Source organism: uncultured Marinobacter sp. (assembly GCF_913055835.1).
GTDB lineage: Bacteria > Pseudomonadota > Gammaproteobacteria > Pseudomonadales > Oleiphilaceae > Marinobacter.
The window spans coordinates 59,938-74,948 of the sequence record NZ_CAJXKQ010000001.1 but is presented as its reverse complement, the minus strand read 5'-3'; the positions used below and the strand labels follow the sequence as shown (position 1 = coordinate 74,948).

The following is a 15,011-nucleotide window of genomic DNA, read 5'->3' as shown; positions in this document are numbered from 1 at the left end:
CGTAAAAGACTAGACCAGCCCCTCGCACCGTGCCATCGACAACGGTCATGCACGGAGATTTCTGAAAATACACATGGTCTGATGAAATATGCCAGCGTATTGTTAGGGTTCTATCTTTCAAGGAGATCAGTTTTGTCCCATCTGCAGCTGGCGATACTGCTGGGCATGACCGTGGCACTGGGGCCGTTGGCGCTTGATGCCTACCTGCCCGCTTTTCCGGACATTGCAGACGGTCTGGGCGTGGACCACGGGCATGTAGGGCTCACGCTCAGTGCCTATGTAACCACCTTGGGCCTCGCCCAGCTGGTGGGCGGCCCCCTGTCTGACCGATACGGTCGCAAACCGGTGCTTTTCGGTGGATTGCTGATTTTTATGGCAGGTGCAGTCATGGTATCGCTGGCTGATACCCTGTCCGACATGGTGTTCTGGCGGATTGCTCAGGGAATTGGCGGAGCATTCTGTGCAGTATCGGTTCCTGCCATTGTCCGGGACGAGGTCAGTGGACAGGACGCAGCCCGGCTGTTCGGGCTCATTGGCCTGATCATGTTCATAGCGCCCGCTGCGGCACCCTCGCTGGGTTCACTGATGCTTGCAATGGGCGAGTGGCACTGGATATTCCTGATGCTGGCCGGCTATGCGGCATTTCTGGTGCTGACTCTGCAGGTGGCGCTTTTCCCGAGACTTAAACCGCGCACGCCAACAACCACGCCCATTCGCTCACTGGTGACCAATTACCTGCTGGTGCTCAGGCACAAAACCACCATGCGCTTTATTGGCATTCAGGTTCTGTGCTTCAGCACCATGCTGTTGTTTATCACTAACTCCTCATTCATTTACCAGGAATGGTATGGGCTCTCCAACAGCACCTTCGCCATGTTGTTCGCCGCCAACATTGCGTTCATGGCTGCGCTGAATCTGATCAACCGCCCGCTGCTGAGGCGATTCTCCTCCGTGCAGCTGGTGCGCGCACAGGTTATTGCCCAATGCCTGGCTCTCGTCGCTCTGGTCACCAGCGTTCAGTTGCAGGGGCCCCTCTGGCTGGTGGCCGGTTGCATCATTGTTGCCATCGGCTGCCAGGGCGGCATCGTGCCGAACAACATGGCCAATGCCATGGAGTTTTTCCCCAATCTAAGCGGCACTGCAGCGGCCCTGTTGGGCGCATCACAGTTCACCATTGCCGGGGCCGTCAGCACCCTATCTTCCGTCTCGGGAGACCAGACTCTGCTGACCATCGCCATTTCCATGCTGGCCTGTTCATCGGGAGCCGTGCTTCTCGCCCTGGGCGCGCCGCGGGCGGTCGCTTTGGCGAAAGAATCCGGTTTGTAACACTTTCAGCACAGGGATCTTCTGAACAGTTTTTGGGGAGGAGTGCTCAAAGTGACACCTCCTGAAACAACGGGATCATCCCCAAAACCGGCAAGCGGCAAAAGCGGTATTTTTGTTGCGGGAACTGGTTTATCTTAACCATAGGAGACAACGTTCCTATTACGTTCATCACGCAGACACAGAGCGGCTCTGGCTCGGTAATCGGAGAAAAATGCATTGAGTGACAACCCCGCTGGACTGGTTGAAGATAGCTCCGTTTACAGAACCTTATTGGAGTCAACCAAAGCGATTCCCTGGAAAATCAACTGGCGAACCATGCGATTCGAGTACATAGGGCCCCAGATTGAAGCCTTGCTCGGCTGGTCCCAGGACAGCTGGCTAACCGTAGACGACTGGGCCACCCGTATGCACCCCGAAGATCGGGAGCGGGTCGTCAATTTCTGCGTATCGCAATCCGAGGCCGGAGTCGATCATGAGGCGGACTATCGGGCCCTCACCGAACGAGGAGAATACGTCTGGTTGCGGGATGTGGTGCATGTAGTGCGTGACGATAACGGCGATGTCGAGGCTCTGATCGGCTTTATGTTCGACATCAGCGAGCGCAAGAAAACCGAAGACGAATTGGTCGCACTGCAGAAGAAACTGGAAGAGTACTCTTACAAGGATGGGCTTACCGGCGTCGCAAACCGCCGAATGTTTGATACCGTCATGAACGAGAACTGGAACGACGCCATCCGACACCAGTCTTCTCTGTCAGTCATACTGCTCGATATCGACAATTTCAAAGCGTACAACGATCTTTACGGGCATTTGCAGGGCGATGAGTGTCTCAAACGAATCGCTACGCTACTGGAGAACGCGGCCCAACGTCCCCGCGACTTCGTGGCAAGGTTCGGTGGTGAGGAATTCGTGATCGTCTTGCCCGAAACGGACACACCAGCTGCCACCAGAGTGGCTGAACGCTGCCGTCAGTTGCTTCTCGAGAAACAGCTTCCACAAGGAGACAGCCCGCACAGTAAAAAGGTTACGATGAGCATGGGTCTAGGCACTGTGATTCCCTCACGCGACGACCGCATCGCCGATTTCCTGGATCTGGTCGACCAGCGACTCTATAAAGCGAAGCGGGACGGCCGTAATCGAATTGTCTTCGATTAGAATAGAAAAGGCCGCGCATTAATCTGAGCGGCCTCTATCCCGATTAACTTACTGCTGGACTTGCTCAAAGTAACCGGTCAGACGGTCCTTGTTCGTTGCAGCGGCTGCAGTGAGCTTATCCACGGCGGCTTTCGCAGAGTCGTAATTGACCGCTTCGCCTACCTGAATGACACCGGCCATGTTCAACGCGGCGTGAGGCGTGCATTTATAAACGTATACGCCCTCTTCGTTCAGGGTCACCGTGATGCCCTCATTCATGGCTCCCTGCCAGCCTTCAGCACCCTCAGGCACCTCTACGGACACTGAGTTGTGGGCTGGATCGACAAGGACAAATTTGACGGTATCGCCAGGCTCGGCCTTAGAATCAATGAGGGCCTTTTCGTACACACTGTCATCGTGTCTGCGGATATTGAATGATGGCGGAACTACAGATCGACGGCATACACTGCCAGAGCAAGCTCGCTCCTATGTGTAACGGCAGATCCTGAACGGAGGGAAGCTGTGGCGAGCCGTAGCCGCTCGCATGCTTTGGATGCATTACCTGGACGCACGAGGTCAATGAAGGAGGCAACGTGATCTACGAAACTGAAATGAAACACCTGGCCCGCTGTGTGGAGTTGGCCTCAATGGCAGTGGACAACGGAAATCCGCCTTTTGGCTCCGTGCTGGTGGATGAAACCGGTGCCGTCAGGTACGAGGGCCATAACGAGACTGCCGGTGGAGACGAAACCCAGCACCCCGAGTTCGCAATAGCCCGTTGGGCAGCTGCTAACATGACTCCGGATGAGCGAGCCGCCTCAACGGTCTATACCTCCGGCGAACACTGCCCGATGTGCGCAGCCGCCCATGGCTGGGTTGGCCTTGGGCGAATCGTTTATGCAAGCTCTTCAGAGCAGCTTTCAGCCTGGCTGGACGAACTGCATGTGGCGCCACCACCCGTGGCAACCTTGCCAATCAATCAGGTGGTGCCAGGTGTTCCCACTGAGGGTCCATTCCCCGTCCTTGCTGACGCCATCCGAGAGCTACACCAGCGCTATGCCTTGGCGGAACGGAATAAAACATAGTTCCCCAACAGCGCCAGGGATGCTCCCAGCACAGCCGTTGCTGTCCATTCAAAGCCCTCGAGCCAGGTCGAAACGCTCAGGGCCACGACGGGGAAAAGCACCGTGGCGTAGCCTGCTTTGTCGGCACCGAGCGTCTGGATGACAGTGATGTAGCAATAAAACGCAATGATAGAGCCAGGCACCGCCAGGAATACAGTCGCTCCCCAGAATGTCGCTGAAGTGGGCACCACCCATTCCACACCCTGCAACAGGCACCAAATGCCAAGAATCACCGCGCCGTAAACCATGGCCCATGCATTGGCCAGGAACAGCGGCACTTGAGACATTCGCACCTTGATGCTGACCAGGTTGCCCATGGAGAACCAGAAGGTGCCGGCAATGGCGAAAAGAATGCTGGTAGCTGTGGCGTTACCCAGTTGCAGGTCATGCCAGAACAGCAGGGCCACACCGGTGATCCCCAGAGAGATTGCCGGATACAGCCGAGCGGTGGGCCGCAATCGCAACCAGAGCCAGCCATTCAGGGCGTTAAACAGCGCAGCCAGGGAAAATACCACCGCCAGCAGACCGCTTGTCATGGATTCAGCCGCACGATAGATCAGAAGGAAGTTGATGCTGTACAGGGTCGCCCCCTGCAGTACCAGCCACCCGTGCTGTTTCAGGGTCAGTTTCTCCAGTCTGCGCACGATGGCAAGAACCACCAGTGTCACTATGGAGGCCATAACGAATCGGTAAAAAACGGAGATATCGACAGGGGCCGCTTCAACCTGCAGGCGAATCGCCGTCCAGGTCAGCCCCCAGATCAGTACCGTCAAACCATAGTGAGCAGAGATGGGCATGCCAGTGGGGTCCTGTAACTATCGGGAACAATTATTGATCAGGGATAAGCATAGGACTCAGACCACACGCAAACTTGTCAGATCTTGCTGAACCATGGATGATTCTTGCGGAGGCTCCCTATGCAGACCGATTCCGAATCCATACCTAAACACCCAACGCAATCGCGCCCGGCAAACCGTGACATTGTCGATACCCTGAGAACCGCTGGCGTCGCTCCGCAGCGAATGGTGGAACTGGATCAGGGGCGGGCTCTGGCGCAATGGCAGAATCGTCAGGGCGAGGTGCGCTATGAACGGCCCCGTCACCATGCTTTGAGCATTTACATAGACAAAGGCGAGCAAGCCCGAAGGGTGTTGAACGGCAAGGTTGTCAGTCAGGGCTTTCCGGGTGCCGTCTGCCTGTTTCCGGCGGGGAGCCGCTCAATTTGGCAAATCGGCGGCCAGTTCGAATTTTTTCATTTTTATTTTAATGATCGGGACGTCGCCCGGTGCGCCGAACAGACCTGGGATGCCGATCCAGACAAGCGCCAGCTTTCCGAGCTGTACCACGCCGAGGATCCGGTTCTCGCCCAGGCTGGAAAGCTCCTGGCACTCAGCGACTGGCAGGCTCCAGGCCAGACCATGGCCATGGATCACCTCGCTCAATGGCTTCTTCTTCACGTTGTCAGCCGCCATTCCGGTGTTCGGCATTCACTGCCGGAGGTTACGGGACAGCTGTCATTTCGATACCGCAGAATGCTGCAAGAGCGTATCCACGCTCATTTGGGCCAGTCTTTGACGCTTGGGGACATGGCCGGCTGGGTCAACCTGAGTCCCTATCATTTTGCCAGACTCTTCAGGGCTACATTCGGTTGTGCGCCGTATCAATATTTACAGGAGCAACGATTAATCCTGGCCCGGGACCGGCTTCGAAACAGCAGAGACAAAATCACTGCCATTGCGCTCTCGTGCGGATTCAATGATTCCAGTCAATTCAGCCGGGCATTCAAATCAAGGTTCGGAGTCACTCCATCAGGCTATCGATCCCACTGCACTTACTAATTCACCAAGCCCGATCGAGGCACGAGACAAGTCATTGCCGTGAGCGAAACGTCCCGGAATACCGCCTCTGAGGCAACAACACTCGGGAATCGATCGTAAAGCGTCCGCCGACATGTGGAGGTTCGTGCCTCGGCTTTTTTGACGCAATCAGCATGGGCTTTGGTTTCACTGCCCTCGCCCGTGGCGTCTGAGCAGAAGTCCGGAATCTGGGCGAAAATCCAGTCAACTGCGGCGCTGAGTTCAACGGGATTGGCCCGCAGATTGGTCAGGCGGCTGGCATCAACGGGTTCGGGTTGTTCGCGGGTCTGGTCCCAGAGAACAAACAGCAGGGCGGCAGAAACCAGTACAACAGTGACCTTGGGAAACTTCATGGGCGCCTTTTCAATCCGGTGAATCAGATCGCCGATCATAAACGCTCAGGCATCTGCTGTCCCGGTTTCCTATACTAATCAGGATTTCACGTGCACGGGCTTTCCAAACCAAGCACCCTGCCAATCGAACAACCCTTTCGCTTGAGCCAAAAGGAGTTTTGCAAATGACCACACTGATCGTTGGTCTCGTTCTGTTTCTCGGCGTGCATTCGCTCTCCATCGTAAACGAACCCCTGCGCAACCGGCTGAACGCATCTATGGGCGAGGGAGCCTTCAAAGGACTCTATTCCGTGGTGTCCCTTGTTGGTCTGGTTCTGATCATTTGGGGTTACGGTGCAGCCCGGATGGATCCAACCGTTATCTACGTGCCACCCGCCTGGCTAAAGCATGTGGCCTTCCTGCTTCTGGTGCCTGTATTCCCGCTGCTGTTTGCCACCTACTTCCCCGGGAAAATCAAGGCAAAACTGGGGCACCCCATGCTCGTTGCCGTCAAACTCTGGGCGCTGGCACACCTTCTCGCAAACGGAATGCTCCACGATCTTCTGCTGTTCGGCTCGTTCCTGGCCTGGGCCGTGGCCGACCGGATCTCCATGAAACGCAGAACGCAACGGGCCATTCCAACGCTGCCAGCCACCAAAGCCAATGACATCATTGCCGTCGTTGGTGGCCTCGCGGTGTACGTGATTATGGTCGTCTGGGCCCACCAGTGGCTCTTTGGCGTGGCGCCGGCCTGATTGACCGGCGCACAACCTTACTAGAGTCCCTGAGCTCCGCGGCGCAACCAGTCGTGCACGAACGCGAGCTTGCGTTGCGCCGTTTCGGACAGGACAAACGGGTACAGATCAGAAAGGCCCATGGAGCGGTTCACATGGTTAACCCGAATGGCCAGCGACGCCGCAACGTTAATCAGCATGGCCGTGTCGGGCTCGGCGTAAGGATCCCAGCCCTGCCTCGGCACCTCTGGCGATGTCAGACCGGCTGAAACAAGGCTGTCAGTGATGTCTGTCAGGTGCAGCAAATGTGCAGCGGTTTCTGCCCAGTCCTCGTGAGGGTGTGCCGAGGCGTAACTGGTCAGATAGAACAGCCTCCAGTCTTCCGGCGGACCGTTATGATAGTGATGCTCAAGGGCCGCCGGATAATCGGCGCGCTCGTCACCAAACATCTCCCGGAACGCATCCAGAAAATCTTCCCGCAAACTCAGGCGCCACCAGAGCATATGAGCGATTTCATGGCGCATGTGGCCGACCATGGTTCGATAGGGTTCTTCCAGGGCTTGCCTTCGGGTGGTACGAACCACTGGATCCGCCTCTGCGACACTGATGGTTACCACACCGTTCGCATGCCCCATGGCAACCGGAGTCAGCCCCTCGGCCAACATATGGAAAACCGGGCGCGTACCAGGATCCTCAGGGCGGAACCAGTGCCAACGGCCGAGATTGTCCAGCGCCCAGCGCTTTGCGGCCTCAGTCTCGGCCCAGTTCGGCATGGCATTGGGAATGTTGGGGTCGGGTGCCAGCGCCGTCATCGCGCAAGACCGGCAGAAAGCGCCTTTCTCGGGCGCTATCCAGTTGCAGCCAATAATGTCCCGATTTACACAGAAGGGAGGCATGGGAACGAACGCCCTTGCCTGTGGGTCGTAAGCGACCGGTGTACCCTCGGCAGTGGTCAGATTATCAAACCACAGATTTCCGGAACCCACCGGGTTAGAAAAAACCTTCATAGAGCTGGTGCTCCTTTTAGGCGGCAGTATGCTCGAAAATGTATCGCCGTTCTTCCGAACCTATACCCTATAGCCAAGGAACACCAGCCGGAGCGACAAATCGGCCAAGCAACTACTTACATCCTGATCACCAGATCGTCGTAATCAAAACGCACTTTCGGCAAGCCTGAACTTCGGTCACGGGCACTTCGGTAACCCAGGGCAACAATGGCCGAACTCTCCAGACCCAGGTTTGCCAATCCAAGCACGTCATCGTAGGCGTTGTGATCAAAACCGGTCATAGGGCAACTGTCGATCCGCATGGAGGCGGCCGCAGTGAGCAGCGTACCCAGGGCGATATAGGCTTGCTGGTGCGCCCACGCCTGTTTCTCTGCTTGCGACTTGGATGCGAGTGCCTCTTTCATGTGAGTCACATAGCCCGAGATCTCCGCCGCAGGTACGCCCCGGGTTTTCTCAAACTGCGTGACATACCTGTCCACTGTGTGATCGCCAATATTGGTATGGGCGGCAAAAACGATCAAATGCGAGCAGTCCACAACCTTCTGCTGGCCATATGAATAGGGCAGCAAATCCTGCCGGAGTGACTTACTCTCCAGCACCAGGATTTTGTATGGCTGCAATCCATAGGACGAGGCGCTCTTGCGGGCCGCATCAACCAGAGTTTCCACAATGTGCCCACTCAGTTTTTCAGGCGAAAATTCACGGACGGCGTAGCGCCAGTCCAGGGCTTTGTGTATGTCCATAACGTTGTCTCCTTCAAGTTGAAGTAGCAACTCTATGGAACTTGAGAGCCCCAAAAAATCGACAGAATAGAATTACATTTTTTCCGAAATGGAAATAGCCAGAGGTAAAGTGCCGGTTTCAGCGCTATTCCCAGTAAGGCTTCTCACCCAAATGCTGGTCGAGATGATCGAGCAATAAACGAACCTTCGTCGGTTGGTTACGCCCGGGCGGGAAAAGGGCGAAGACGGTATATGGCTTCGGAGGGAACTCGGGCAGCAGGGGAACCAGGGAGCCCTTTTCAATATCGTCCTGCACCAGAAAACGCGGCACCAAGCCAACACCAGTCCCTCTCAACAAGCTCTGTCGGATCGCAAGGCTGCTGTCTGTCCTGTAGTTGCCGTTGACGATCACCTCCTGATCGCCAAGCTCCCAGACTCTCGGCCGGTCGTGGAGACTGAACGTCAGACAGTTGTGCCCTGCCAAATCATTCGGGACATGAACCTCAGGTGCGTTCTTCAGATACTCCGGTGATGCGCATACGATATTTCTGGATGTTCTGAGTGGTCTGGCCATCAGGGTTGAATCGGCCAAAGAGCTTCGAACCCGAATGGCGATATCAACGCCCTGCTCCACCAGATCAACCATTCGATCACTGAGCTGAAGGTCGATATCGATTTCGGGATAGTCCCGCAGAAAACTGTCGATAGCCTCAGTTATGTGGGTCAACCCGAACGACATAGGCACATTCAGCCTTATCGTCCCTCGCGGCTCTGCCTGCAACCCTCTTGCCTCAAGCTCTGCCTCTTCCAGATCATCCAACAACGCCTGAGTCCGTTGCAGAAAGACGAGCCCCGCATCTGTCAGGTTCATGCGGCGAGTGGTCCGGTTAATCAACCTGGTGTCCAGATCCCGCTCCAGAAAGGCAATGTGCTTACTCACCGTCGCGGCTGTGATATCCAGGTCATCCGCAGCCCTGGTGAAACTGCCCAATTCCGCAACACGCCTGAAGATGTTCATGGCTACCAGCTTGTCTGTGGCCACTGGAAACTCCCGATTATTTCCGATTTGGAAGGAGTATTATTCGATCACGCCCAATTATCAACTTAATGGATTGCGGCACACTGACTACCGGTGATAACCCTCACAACCCGGAGCATTCAGTGATGATAGCCTCAGCGCAGCGTTCGTTTATCCCTCCCCAAGCCTTGATCTGGGGCCTACTGCTGGCCAACGGATTTCTGATCGCACTGATGCTGGCGCTGGCGAAAGCGGCAACATCCCAGGGTATGCCCGCAGTCACTTATGCCTTCTGGCAAACGCTCATTGCAGGAGTCCTTCTACTGTTGAGCTCCCATAAACGCCGCTCACTGCTGGAACGTCGCCTGACCCGCTATTTTCTTATCAGCGGTTTGACCGGTATCGCGGTTCCGAATGTCATTGGATTTTATCTGGTCACCAAACTCGGAGCCGGTTTCATGGGGATCATGTATGCCCTTCCACCCATATTCACGTTCCTGCTCGCCACCAGCATCGGCCTGGAAAAGCGAAGCTGGATCAAACTGGCCGGGTTATCCATTGCGGTCGTCGCCTGCGCCTGGATTGTGCTGCAACGTCATTCCGAGATCAGTAGCCCGAACATACTCTGGTTCGCCATGGGCCTGATTATCCCGGCGATGCTATCCATCGGTAACGTCTATCGCTCAGTGGCTTGGCCTGATGATGTAAAACCCATGATTCTTGCATCAGGTACGCTGCTGGCGTCAGCTTTCACGCTTGCCCTGGTCGCCAGCCTGACGGACACCCCTATTTTTCCGAAGGGCATGGGATCGGATCTTATTGGCATTGTTGTTCTGCAGGGACTACTTACCGCGCTGACCTACCTTTGCGCCTTTGAACTGCAGCGGCGCTCCAACCCAGTGTTTTACAGTCAGCTCGGTGCAGTAGCGGCCGTGTTCGGATTGCTGATCGGGGTTATCTGGTTCAGGGAGAACTACTCGTTAACCATCTGGCTGGGTGCTTTCCTGGTAATCCTCGGACTCAGGATAAGCAACAGGAAGAAAGAAAAAACCCTTGAGCCTTAGGCAGAACCTGGGTTTTAGAACTGGCTTCGACCCCGCAGCAGTATCTGAAAGTCATCAATACTGTCGTCGCCATCCAGCGGGAAGGCAAAGTCGAGGTGCAGCATCCGTTGCACCTCGATGCGGCTGGACGCGAGCCTCATACCGAAGCCGACATCTTTCAGCACGCCTTCGTCAGGGCCACTATTCCGGTCGTCGGTGAACCAGGCCCGGCCGACGTCTGTAAAAATGACGCCGCCCACTCGGAACAGCTTGAATGGATGCCAGTCCGGGAAGTAGCGCCGTTCAAGGGTCCATAGCACCCGGCGATTGCCCTGCTGGTATTCACTCGGGTAACCGCGAAGACCATTCTCACCACCAATAAGCAGCTGCTGATCGGCCGTCAGATTGTGCGCTGCCGTGAACGCGAGGTTGGTATACCAGCTATTCCACCGCTCTGAGCCGCCGTGAAAATACTGAACGCTCACAGTCCCCAGCAGATTTTCTACCTGGTCCTCGTCGAGACGATAAGTGCCGCTCTGGCTGAGGGTATAGCTGGCGTAGTTGGTCTCGGTTACGTGCAGTACATCCTGGAAATCCATATTAAGAACCACACGGTCCTCGGTGGCACCCAGCCCGCTGCCAGAGTAGCCCAGCTCGGTTCGCCACACGAATCCATCACGCACATCCTCGACCCTCTGAAGCCGGGTCAGGTTGGTCATTTCCCGGAAGCGATTCTGGCGATAATCGAAGCCAATCCAGGGATAACTCAGGGTTCTGTCTTCAGGCAGGATGTCGAGATTGGGTTCGTTGGGTAATTGGTCGAAAGCGAGTGCATCGTAGCGGTAGCCAGCAAGCAATCTCAGTTGCCGGTCGTCCCTCTCAGCGAGGCGCCAGCCTCCATCAATGCTGAAAAACTCGTGGCTGCGCCGATAATCGGCAATGGCCTCTGCTCCGACGTAGCGGGATTCTTCCCGGACATCGTCGATACCACTCAGACCAAATCGCCAGTTGGTCGTTTCGCTGAAGAAAGGCCTCTCAAGGTAAGCGCCTCGGCCCCGGCCATCGCTCCGTTCATCGAACGAGAACCCTGCCTGCCAGTGCGAACCCAGGACGTTCGGATCATCAAAATACAGACTGGTTTCGGTGCGGTCCGGGTCCTTCGCATAGCCGATACCAAGGCTCTTTCCTGAGCCGGCAAAGTTGGGATCGGACAATCCGAAGTTGGTGGTGTTCTCGCCTCCGGATCGCGACACACCAACGCTGGGGAAAAGCGTCCAGGTATCCCTCGTCAGAACACTTACCTCGATTTCGTCTCCACAAACCCGGGTAACGCCCACCCAGGCTGCGGTCAGATATTCCCGCTGGCGCAGCACCCGCTCGGATTCGGAAATAAGCTCGGGCTCGTAGACGTCGCCTTCCTCGAACACCAACTGAGCGCGCAGCGCAGATTCCCAGGTAGGCGTGTTGAGGGCGTTCAGGGTTCGATACAGCGCGTTGTTCTGCTCGGGATCAGTGGTGTCAAAGATCGGACGGCGAAGAATTTGGATGCTACCAATGCGCGCACCCTCCGGAATGACCAGATCGTTCTGCCGGGCGAGCTGATCCCTAGGTTTGTCCAGATCAATGGCTTCCGGCTGAATGCTGCTGGCGATGCACTCGTTTCTGTCCGATTCCGCAGCGGCGCAGGACCCGGCGAAAACCAGACCTGAAACAACAAGCGCTTTCCTGAACACCATACTGACCTCTGCTGCCGCACAGACAATAATCTAGCCCAGCGTTACTTCACTGTCAGCGGTCCGGCGGCCGCCATACAGGAACGTCCTCCTGCTTCGGCTCCTCCCAGTCCCGATGCATGGCGCTGCTGAGCGCTTCTTCCAGCTTCATGAACAGTTCACCATAACGGGGGCTGAACCGGATACCTTCCTCGATTTCTTTCCAGGCATCGAACAACTCATCCTCGTGGGCTTTTTCGTTGTCGAGAAATGCCCAGGTCATCTGGCGGGCACGCATCGGGTGCACGCCCATGGCAGTCAATGCATGCCCACCGAGTTCAAGCGCCGAATGATAGGTTTCACTCACCACATCATCGGCACCGGCCTCCCTCAACTGGTATCCGTGGCCTCTGTCGAAGGCGCGTGCCAAGACCCAGACACCAGGAAAGAACTGCTTCACGTGCTCCACCATCTGGACCGAACGGTCCCGATCGTCGATCGCCACCACCAGCAGCCGAGCCTGTTCGATGCCTGCCGTTTCCAGCAAATCCGGCCGACTGGCATCCCCGAAGAAACTCCTGATATTGATCTGCCGGAGGTTCTCGATCTGCTCAATCTCATGGTCCAGCGCCACGATCGGAACCTTATTGGCCCGCAACAACCGGCAGACGATCTGGCCGAAACGACCAACTCCGGCGACGATAACCGGCGCCTGCTCGTCGATGGTATCCGCCTCCCGGTCATCATTCTGCGAACGCCGGTAGCGCGGTAGCACCAATCGGTCATAGACAATAAACAGCAGCGGCGTCAGGAACATGGATAGCGCAACTACCAGCGACAGAATCTGGGAGGTTTCCACAGGAATCACGTTGTTCTGGACGCTGTAGGTCAGAAGCACAAACCCGAATTCACCGGCCTGGGCCAAAGCCAGTGTAAACAGCCAGCCATTGCTGCCACGAACCCTGAACAGCAACGCCAGGCCCAGCAGAATAGCGGCCTTGACCACAATCACGGACACAGCCAGGGACACCACCGTTCCCCATTGGTCCGCCAGAACGTCAAAATTGATGCCCGCGCCCACGGTAATAAAGAACAGGCCCAACAGCAGGCCTTTGAAGGGTTCAATGTTCGCTTCCAGCTCGTGCCGGAATTCACTGTTGGCCAATACTACGCCGGCCAGGAAAGCCCCGAGCGCGGGCGACAGGTTCACCAGGCTCATCAGCGCAGCAATTCCGATCACAAGCATCAACGCGGTGGCGGTAAACACTTCACGCAAACCTGACTGCACCACATACCGAAACAGGGGCCTGCTCAGGTAATGGCCACCCACAACCACGGCGGCGATGGCTGCCACCACAACCAGCCCATGGGCCCAGCCTGGCAGGCTGTCTACCAGGCTCAAGTGACTGCCATGGTCTTCAGTGGCGCCACCGGCCGCCATCAGTTCCGGCAACGCCAGCAACGGAATCAGTGCGAGCATGGGAATGACCGCAATATCCTGGAACAGCAACACCGAGAAGGCGCTGCGACCGCCTTCGGTTTTAACCAATCCCTTTTCGTTGAGGGTCTGAAGGACTATCGCCGTGGACGACAACGCAAAGATCAGACCGACCGCAAGCGCCGTCTGCCACTGAAGCCCGAGCCAGACAGCCACAGCCATACCGGCGGCGACGGTCAACACCACCTGCAGCCCACCAAGTCCGACCAGACGGACACGCATGGCCCAGAGCGCTTTGGGGTCCAGTTCCATGCCAACCAGGAAAAGCATCATTACCACGCCAAACTCGGCGAAATGCTGGATGGTGTTGGCTTCCTGCCCTACCAGCCCGGTAACCGGGCCGATCACCACACCCGCCACCAGATAGCCCAGGACCGAACCCAGACCAAAGCGTTTTGCCAGGGGCACAGCGATCACTGCTGCCACCAGGTAGATAAAGGCCTGGACGAAATAAACTGTCATCAATGTTTTCCTTGACGTGGAATCGGTCGGCGGCAGGCTACCACCGCGATGCGATGCATTGAGGCACCTCGTTCCAGGCGCGCCATGGAAGCCTGCCGGACAAAAAGTCCCTGACCGGCCTGGCCGGCTAATTACCGGCCAAGTCAGAGAAGCGAATGAAGTTATAGTCGCCCTTCAGTACATCGGCCAGATGACGGATGTGCTCCGGAGTGATTTCGCAGCAACCGCCAACCACGCTTGCGCCATCGTCCAACCACTGTTTGACCTGCAGAGCATACAATCCTGGAGAAACATCTGGTCTGGCTTCCAATTCATCCACCAACGCTCCACTGGCCATTGGCTCAACAGTCTTGAACGCGTTGGCGTAACCACCCGTGAGAGGAAACAGTCCAGCCAGCTCAGGCATTGCCTGCCCAATCACCTCTGGATCACAGCAATTGAGCATGACAGCCGTTGGCCTGAAGGTCTTGACGGCTTCAACCGCCTGGCCAAGGGTTTCTCCGGACCGGAGCTTGCCATCCGTTTCCAGCCGGAAGGCCACCCCAAAGGGCTTGCCCGATTCACTTGCAGCAGCACAGGCGGCTTTCGCCTCCAGGATGTTGGTCATCGTCTCGATCAAGAAGACATCTGCACCGCCCTGCAGGGTAACGAGTACATCGAACTCCGACTTCAAATCCTCGAATGTTCGGTCAGGTTGATCACGGTAGCTACCAACCAGCGGTGGCAGGCAACCGGCGATATCAACGTCGGCGCCAGTTAACGCGATGGCACGTTCCAATACCTCGAACGCCCGTTGATGGATGGCACCAATCTCGTCGCCAAGGCCTTCTCTGGCCAGTCGCGTGGGCGTCGCGGCATAGGTATTGAGAGTCAGGGTCCGGGCGCCCGCGCGGATAAAATCCGCATGAACATCGGTCACTACATCCGGCTGTTCCCGCATTACCGCCACCGACCAAAGCAGTGACGTAACATTCATGGCCCTGCGGTAGATTTCCTGGCCCAGGCCGCCGTCAAGGAGTGCAACAGATTTCATAAAGTACTCA

Annotated in this window: 16 protein-coding genes; 6 read left to right on the top strand and 10 right to left on the bottom strand. The window is 56.5% G+C overall.

Features of this window, described 5'->3' with window-relative positions:
• Positions 1 to 132: 132 nt before the first annotated feature.
• Together QZ534_RS00410 and QZ534_RS00405 are read left to right on the top strand one after the other, a co-directional pair.
• Positions 133 to 1,326, top strand: a complete 1,194-nt coding sequence (locus QZ534_RS00410) for a multidrug effflux MFS transporter (RefSeq protein ID WP_296930008.1) — start codon at positions 133 to 135, stop codon at positions 1,324 to 1,326.
• Positions 1,327 to 1,542: 216 nt separating this feature from the next.
• Positions 1,543 to 2,481, top strand: a complete 939-nt coding sequence (locus QZ534_RS00405) for a sensor domain-containing diguanylate cyclase (protein WP_296930006.1) — start codon at positions 1,543 to 1,545, stop codon at positions 2,479 to 2,481.
• Positions 2,482 to 2,529: 48 nt separating this feature from the next.
• Here the strand turns inward: QZ534_RS00405 and QZ534_RS00400 are convergent, their stop codons facing one another.
• Entirely contained in the window at positions 2,530 to 2,868 is a 339-nt protein-coding gene (locus tag QZ534_RS00400; protein WP_296930003.1) for a plastocyanin/azurin family copper-binding protein, read from the bottom strand.
• 185 nt (positions 2,869 to 3,053) lie between these two features.
• Between QZ534_RS00400 and QZ534_RS00395 the strand changes: the two genes are divergently transcribed.
• Positions 3,054 to 3,545 carry a nucleoside deaminase gene (locus QZ534_RS00395; protein WP_296930000.1) on the top strand — a complete coding sequence of 164 codons (492 nt, stop codon included), beginning with the start codon at positions 3,054 to 3,056 and terminating at the stop codon, positions 3,543 to 3,545.
• Here the strand turns inward: QZ534_RS00395 and QZ534_RS00390 are convergent.
• Positions 3,515 to 4,381, bottom strand: coding sequence for an EamA family transporter (locus QZ534_RS00390; protein ID WP_296929998.1), 867 nt, complete (start codon positions 4,379 to 4,381; stop codon positions 3,515 to 3,517). The two genes, QZ534_RS00395 and QZ534_RS00390, sit on opposite strands and share 31 nt — an antisense overlap.
• A gap of 420 nt (positions 4,382 to 4,801) precedes the next feature.
• Positions 4,802 to 5,056, bottom strand: a complete 255-nt coding sequence (locus QZ534_RS00385) for a hypothetical protein (protein WP_296930674.1) — start codon at positions 5,054 to 5,056, stop codon at positions 4,802 to 4,804.
• Here QZ534_RS00385 and QZ534_RS00380 point away from each other — a divergent pair.
• The gene (locus tag QZ534_RS00380; protein ID WP_366935806.1) at positions 5,003 to 5,422 is read left to right on the top strand and encodes an AraC family transcriptional regulator; all 420 of its coding nucleotides are present in this window, start codon (positions 5,003 to 5,005) and stop codon (positions 5,420 to 5,422) included. The genes QZ534_RS00385 and QZ534_RS00380 overlap by 54 nt on opposite strands.
• On the opposite strand, the gene QZ534_RS00375 is transcribed toward QZ534_RS00380, so the two are convergent.
• The gene (locus QZ534_RS00375) at positions 5,419 to 5,832 is read right to left on the bottom strand and encodes a hypothetical protein (protein WP_296929996.1); all 414 of its coding nucleotides are present in this window, start codon (positions 5,830 to 5,832) and stop codon (positions 5,419 to 5,421) included. The genes QZ534_RS00380 and QZ534_RS00375 overlap by 4 nt on opposite strands.
• Before the next feature lie 125 nt (positions 5,833 to 5,957).
• On the opposite strand from QZ534_RS00375, the gene QZ534_RS00370 reads away from it, so the two are divergent.
• Positions 5,958 to 6,527 carry an NnrU family protein gene (locus tag QZ534_RS00370; protein WP_296929993.1) on the top strand — a complete coding sequence of 190 codons (570 nt, stop codon included), beginning with the start codon at positions 5,958 to 5,960 and terminating at the stop codon, positions 6,525 to 6,527.
• A 20-nt stretch (positions 6,528 to 6,547) separates the two neighbouring features.
• Here QZ534_RS00370 and QZ534_RS00365 read toward each other — a convergent pair whose 3' ends face one another.
• The 3 genes from QZ534_RS00365 to QZ534_RS00355 all read right to left on the bottom strand — a co-directional run bounded on the left by QZ534_RS00365 (position 6,548) and on the right by QZ534_RS00355 (position 9,277).
• The gene (locus tag QZ534_RS00365; protein ID WP_296929991.1) at positions 6,548 to 7,513 is read right to left on the bottom strand and encodes a putative zinc-binding metallopeptidase; all 966 of its coding nucleotides are present in this window, start codon (positions 7,511 to 7,513) and stop codon (positions 6,548 to 6,550) included.
• Between the two features lie 116 nt (positions 7,514 to 7,629).
• Entirely contained in the window at positions 7,630 to 8,256 is a 627-nt protein-coding gene (locus QZ534_RS00360; RefSeq protein WP_296929988.1) for an NAD(P)H-dependent oxidoreductase, read from the bottom strand.
• Positions 8,257 to 8,380: 124 nt separating this feature from the next.
• Positions 8,381 to 9,277, bottom strand: a complete 897-nt coding sequence (locus QZ534_RS00355; protein WP_296929986.1) for a LysR family transcriptional regulator — start codon at positions 9,275 to 9,277, stop codon at positions 8,381 to 8,383.
• 122 nt (positions 9,278 to 9,399) lie between these two features.
• Between QZ534_RS00355 and QZ534_RS00350 the strand changes: the two genes are divergently transcribed.
• The gene (locus tag QZ534_RS00350; RefSeq protein ID WP_296929985.1) at positions 9,400 to 10,317 is read left to right on the top strand and encodes a DMT family transporter; all 918 of its coding nucleotides are present in this window, start codon (positions 9,400 to 9,402) and stop codon (positions 10,315 to 10,317) included.
• 14 nt (positions 10,318 to 10,331) lie between these two features.
• Here the strand turns inward: QZ534_RS00350 and QZ534_RS00345 are convergent, their stop codons facing one another.
• From QZ534_RS00345 to QZ534_RS00335, 3 genes are all read right to left on the bottom strand, one after another.
• Entirely contained in the window at positions 10,332 to 12,032 is a 1,701-nt protein-coding gene (locus QZ534_RS00345) for a BamA/TamA family outer membrane protein (RefSeq protein ID WP_296929983.1), read from the bottom strand.
• Positions 12,033 to 12,084: 52 nt separating this feature from the next.
• Positions 12,085 to 13,968: a monovalent cation:proton antiporter-2 (CPA2) family protein gene (locus QZ534_RS00340; RefSeq protein WP_296929981.1), complete on the bottom strand. Its 1,884-nt coding sequence runs from the start codon at positions 13,966 to 13,968 to the stop codon at positions 12,085 to 12,087.
• A 127-nt stretch (positions 13,969 to 14,095) separates the two neighbouring features.
• Positions 14,096 to 15,001: a homocysteine S-methyltransferase family protein gene (locus QZ534_RS00335; RefSeq protein WP_296929979.1), complete on the bottom strand. Its 906-nt coding sequence runs from the start codon at positions 14,999 to 15,001 to the stop codon at positions 14,096 to 14,098.
• Positions 15,002 to 15,011 lie beyond the last annotated feature (10 nt).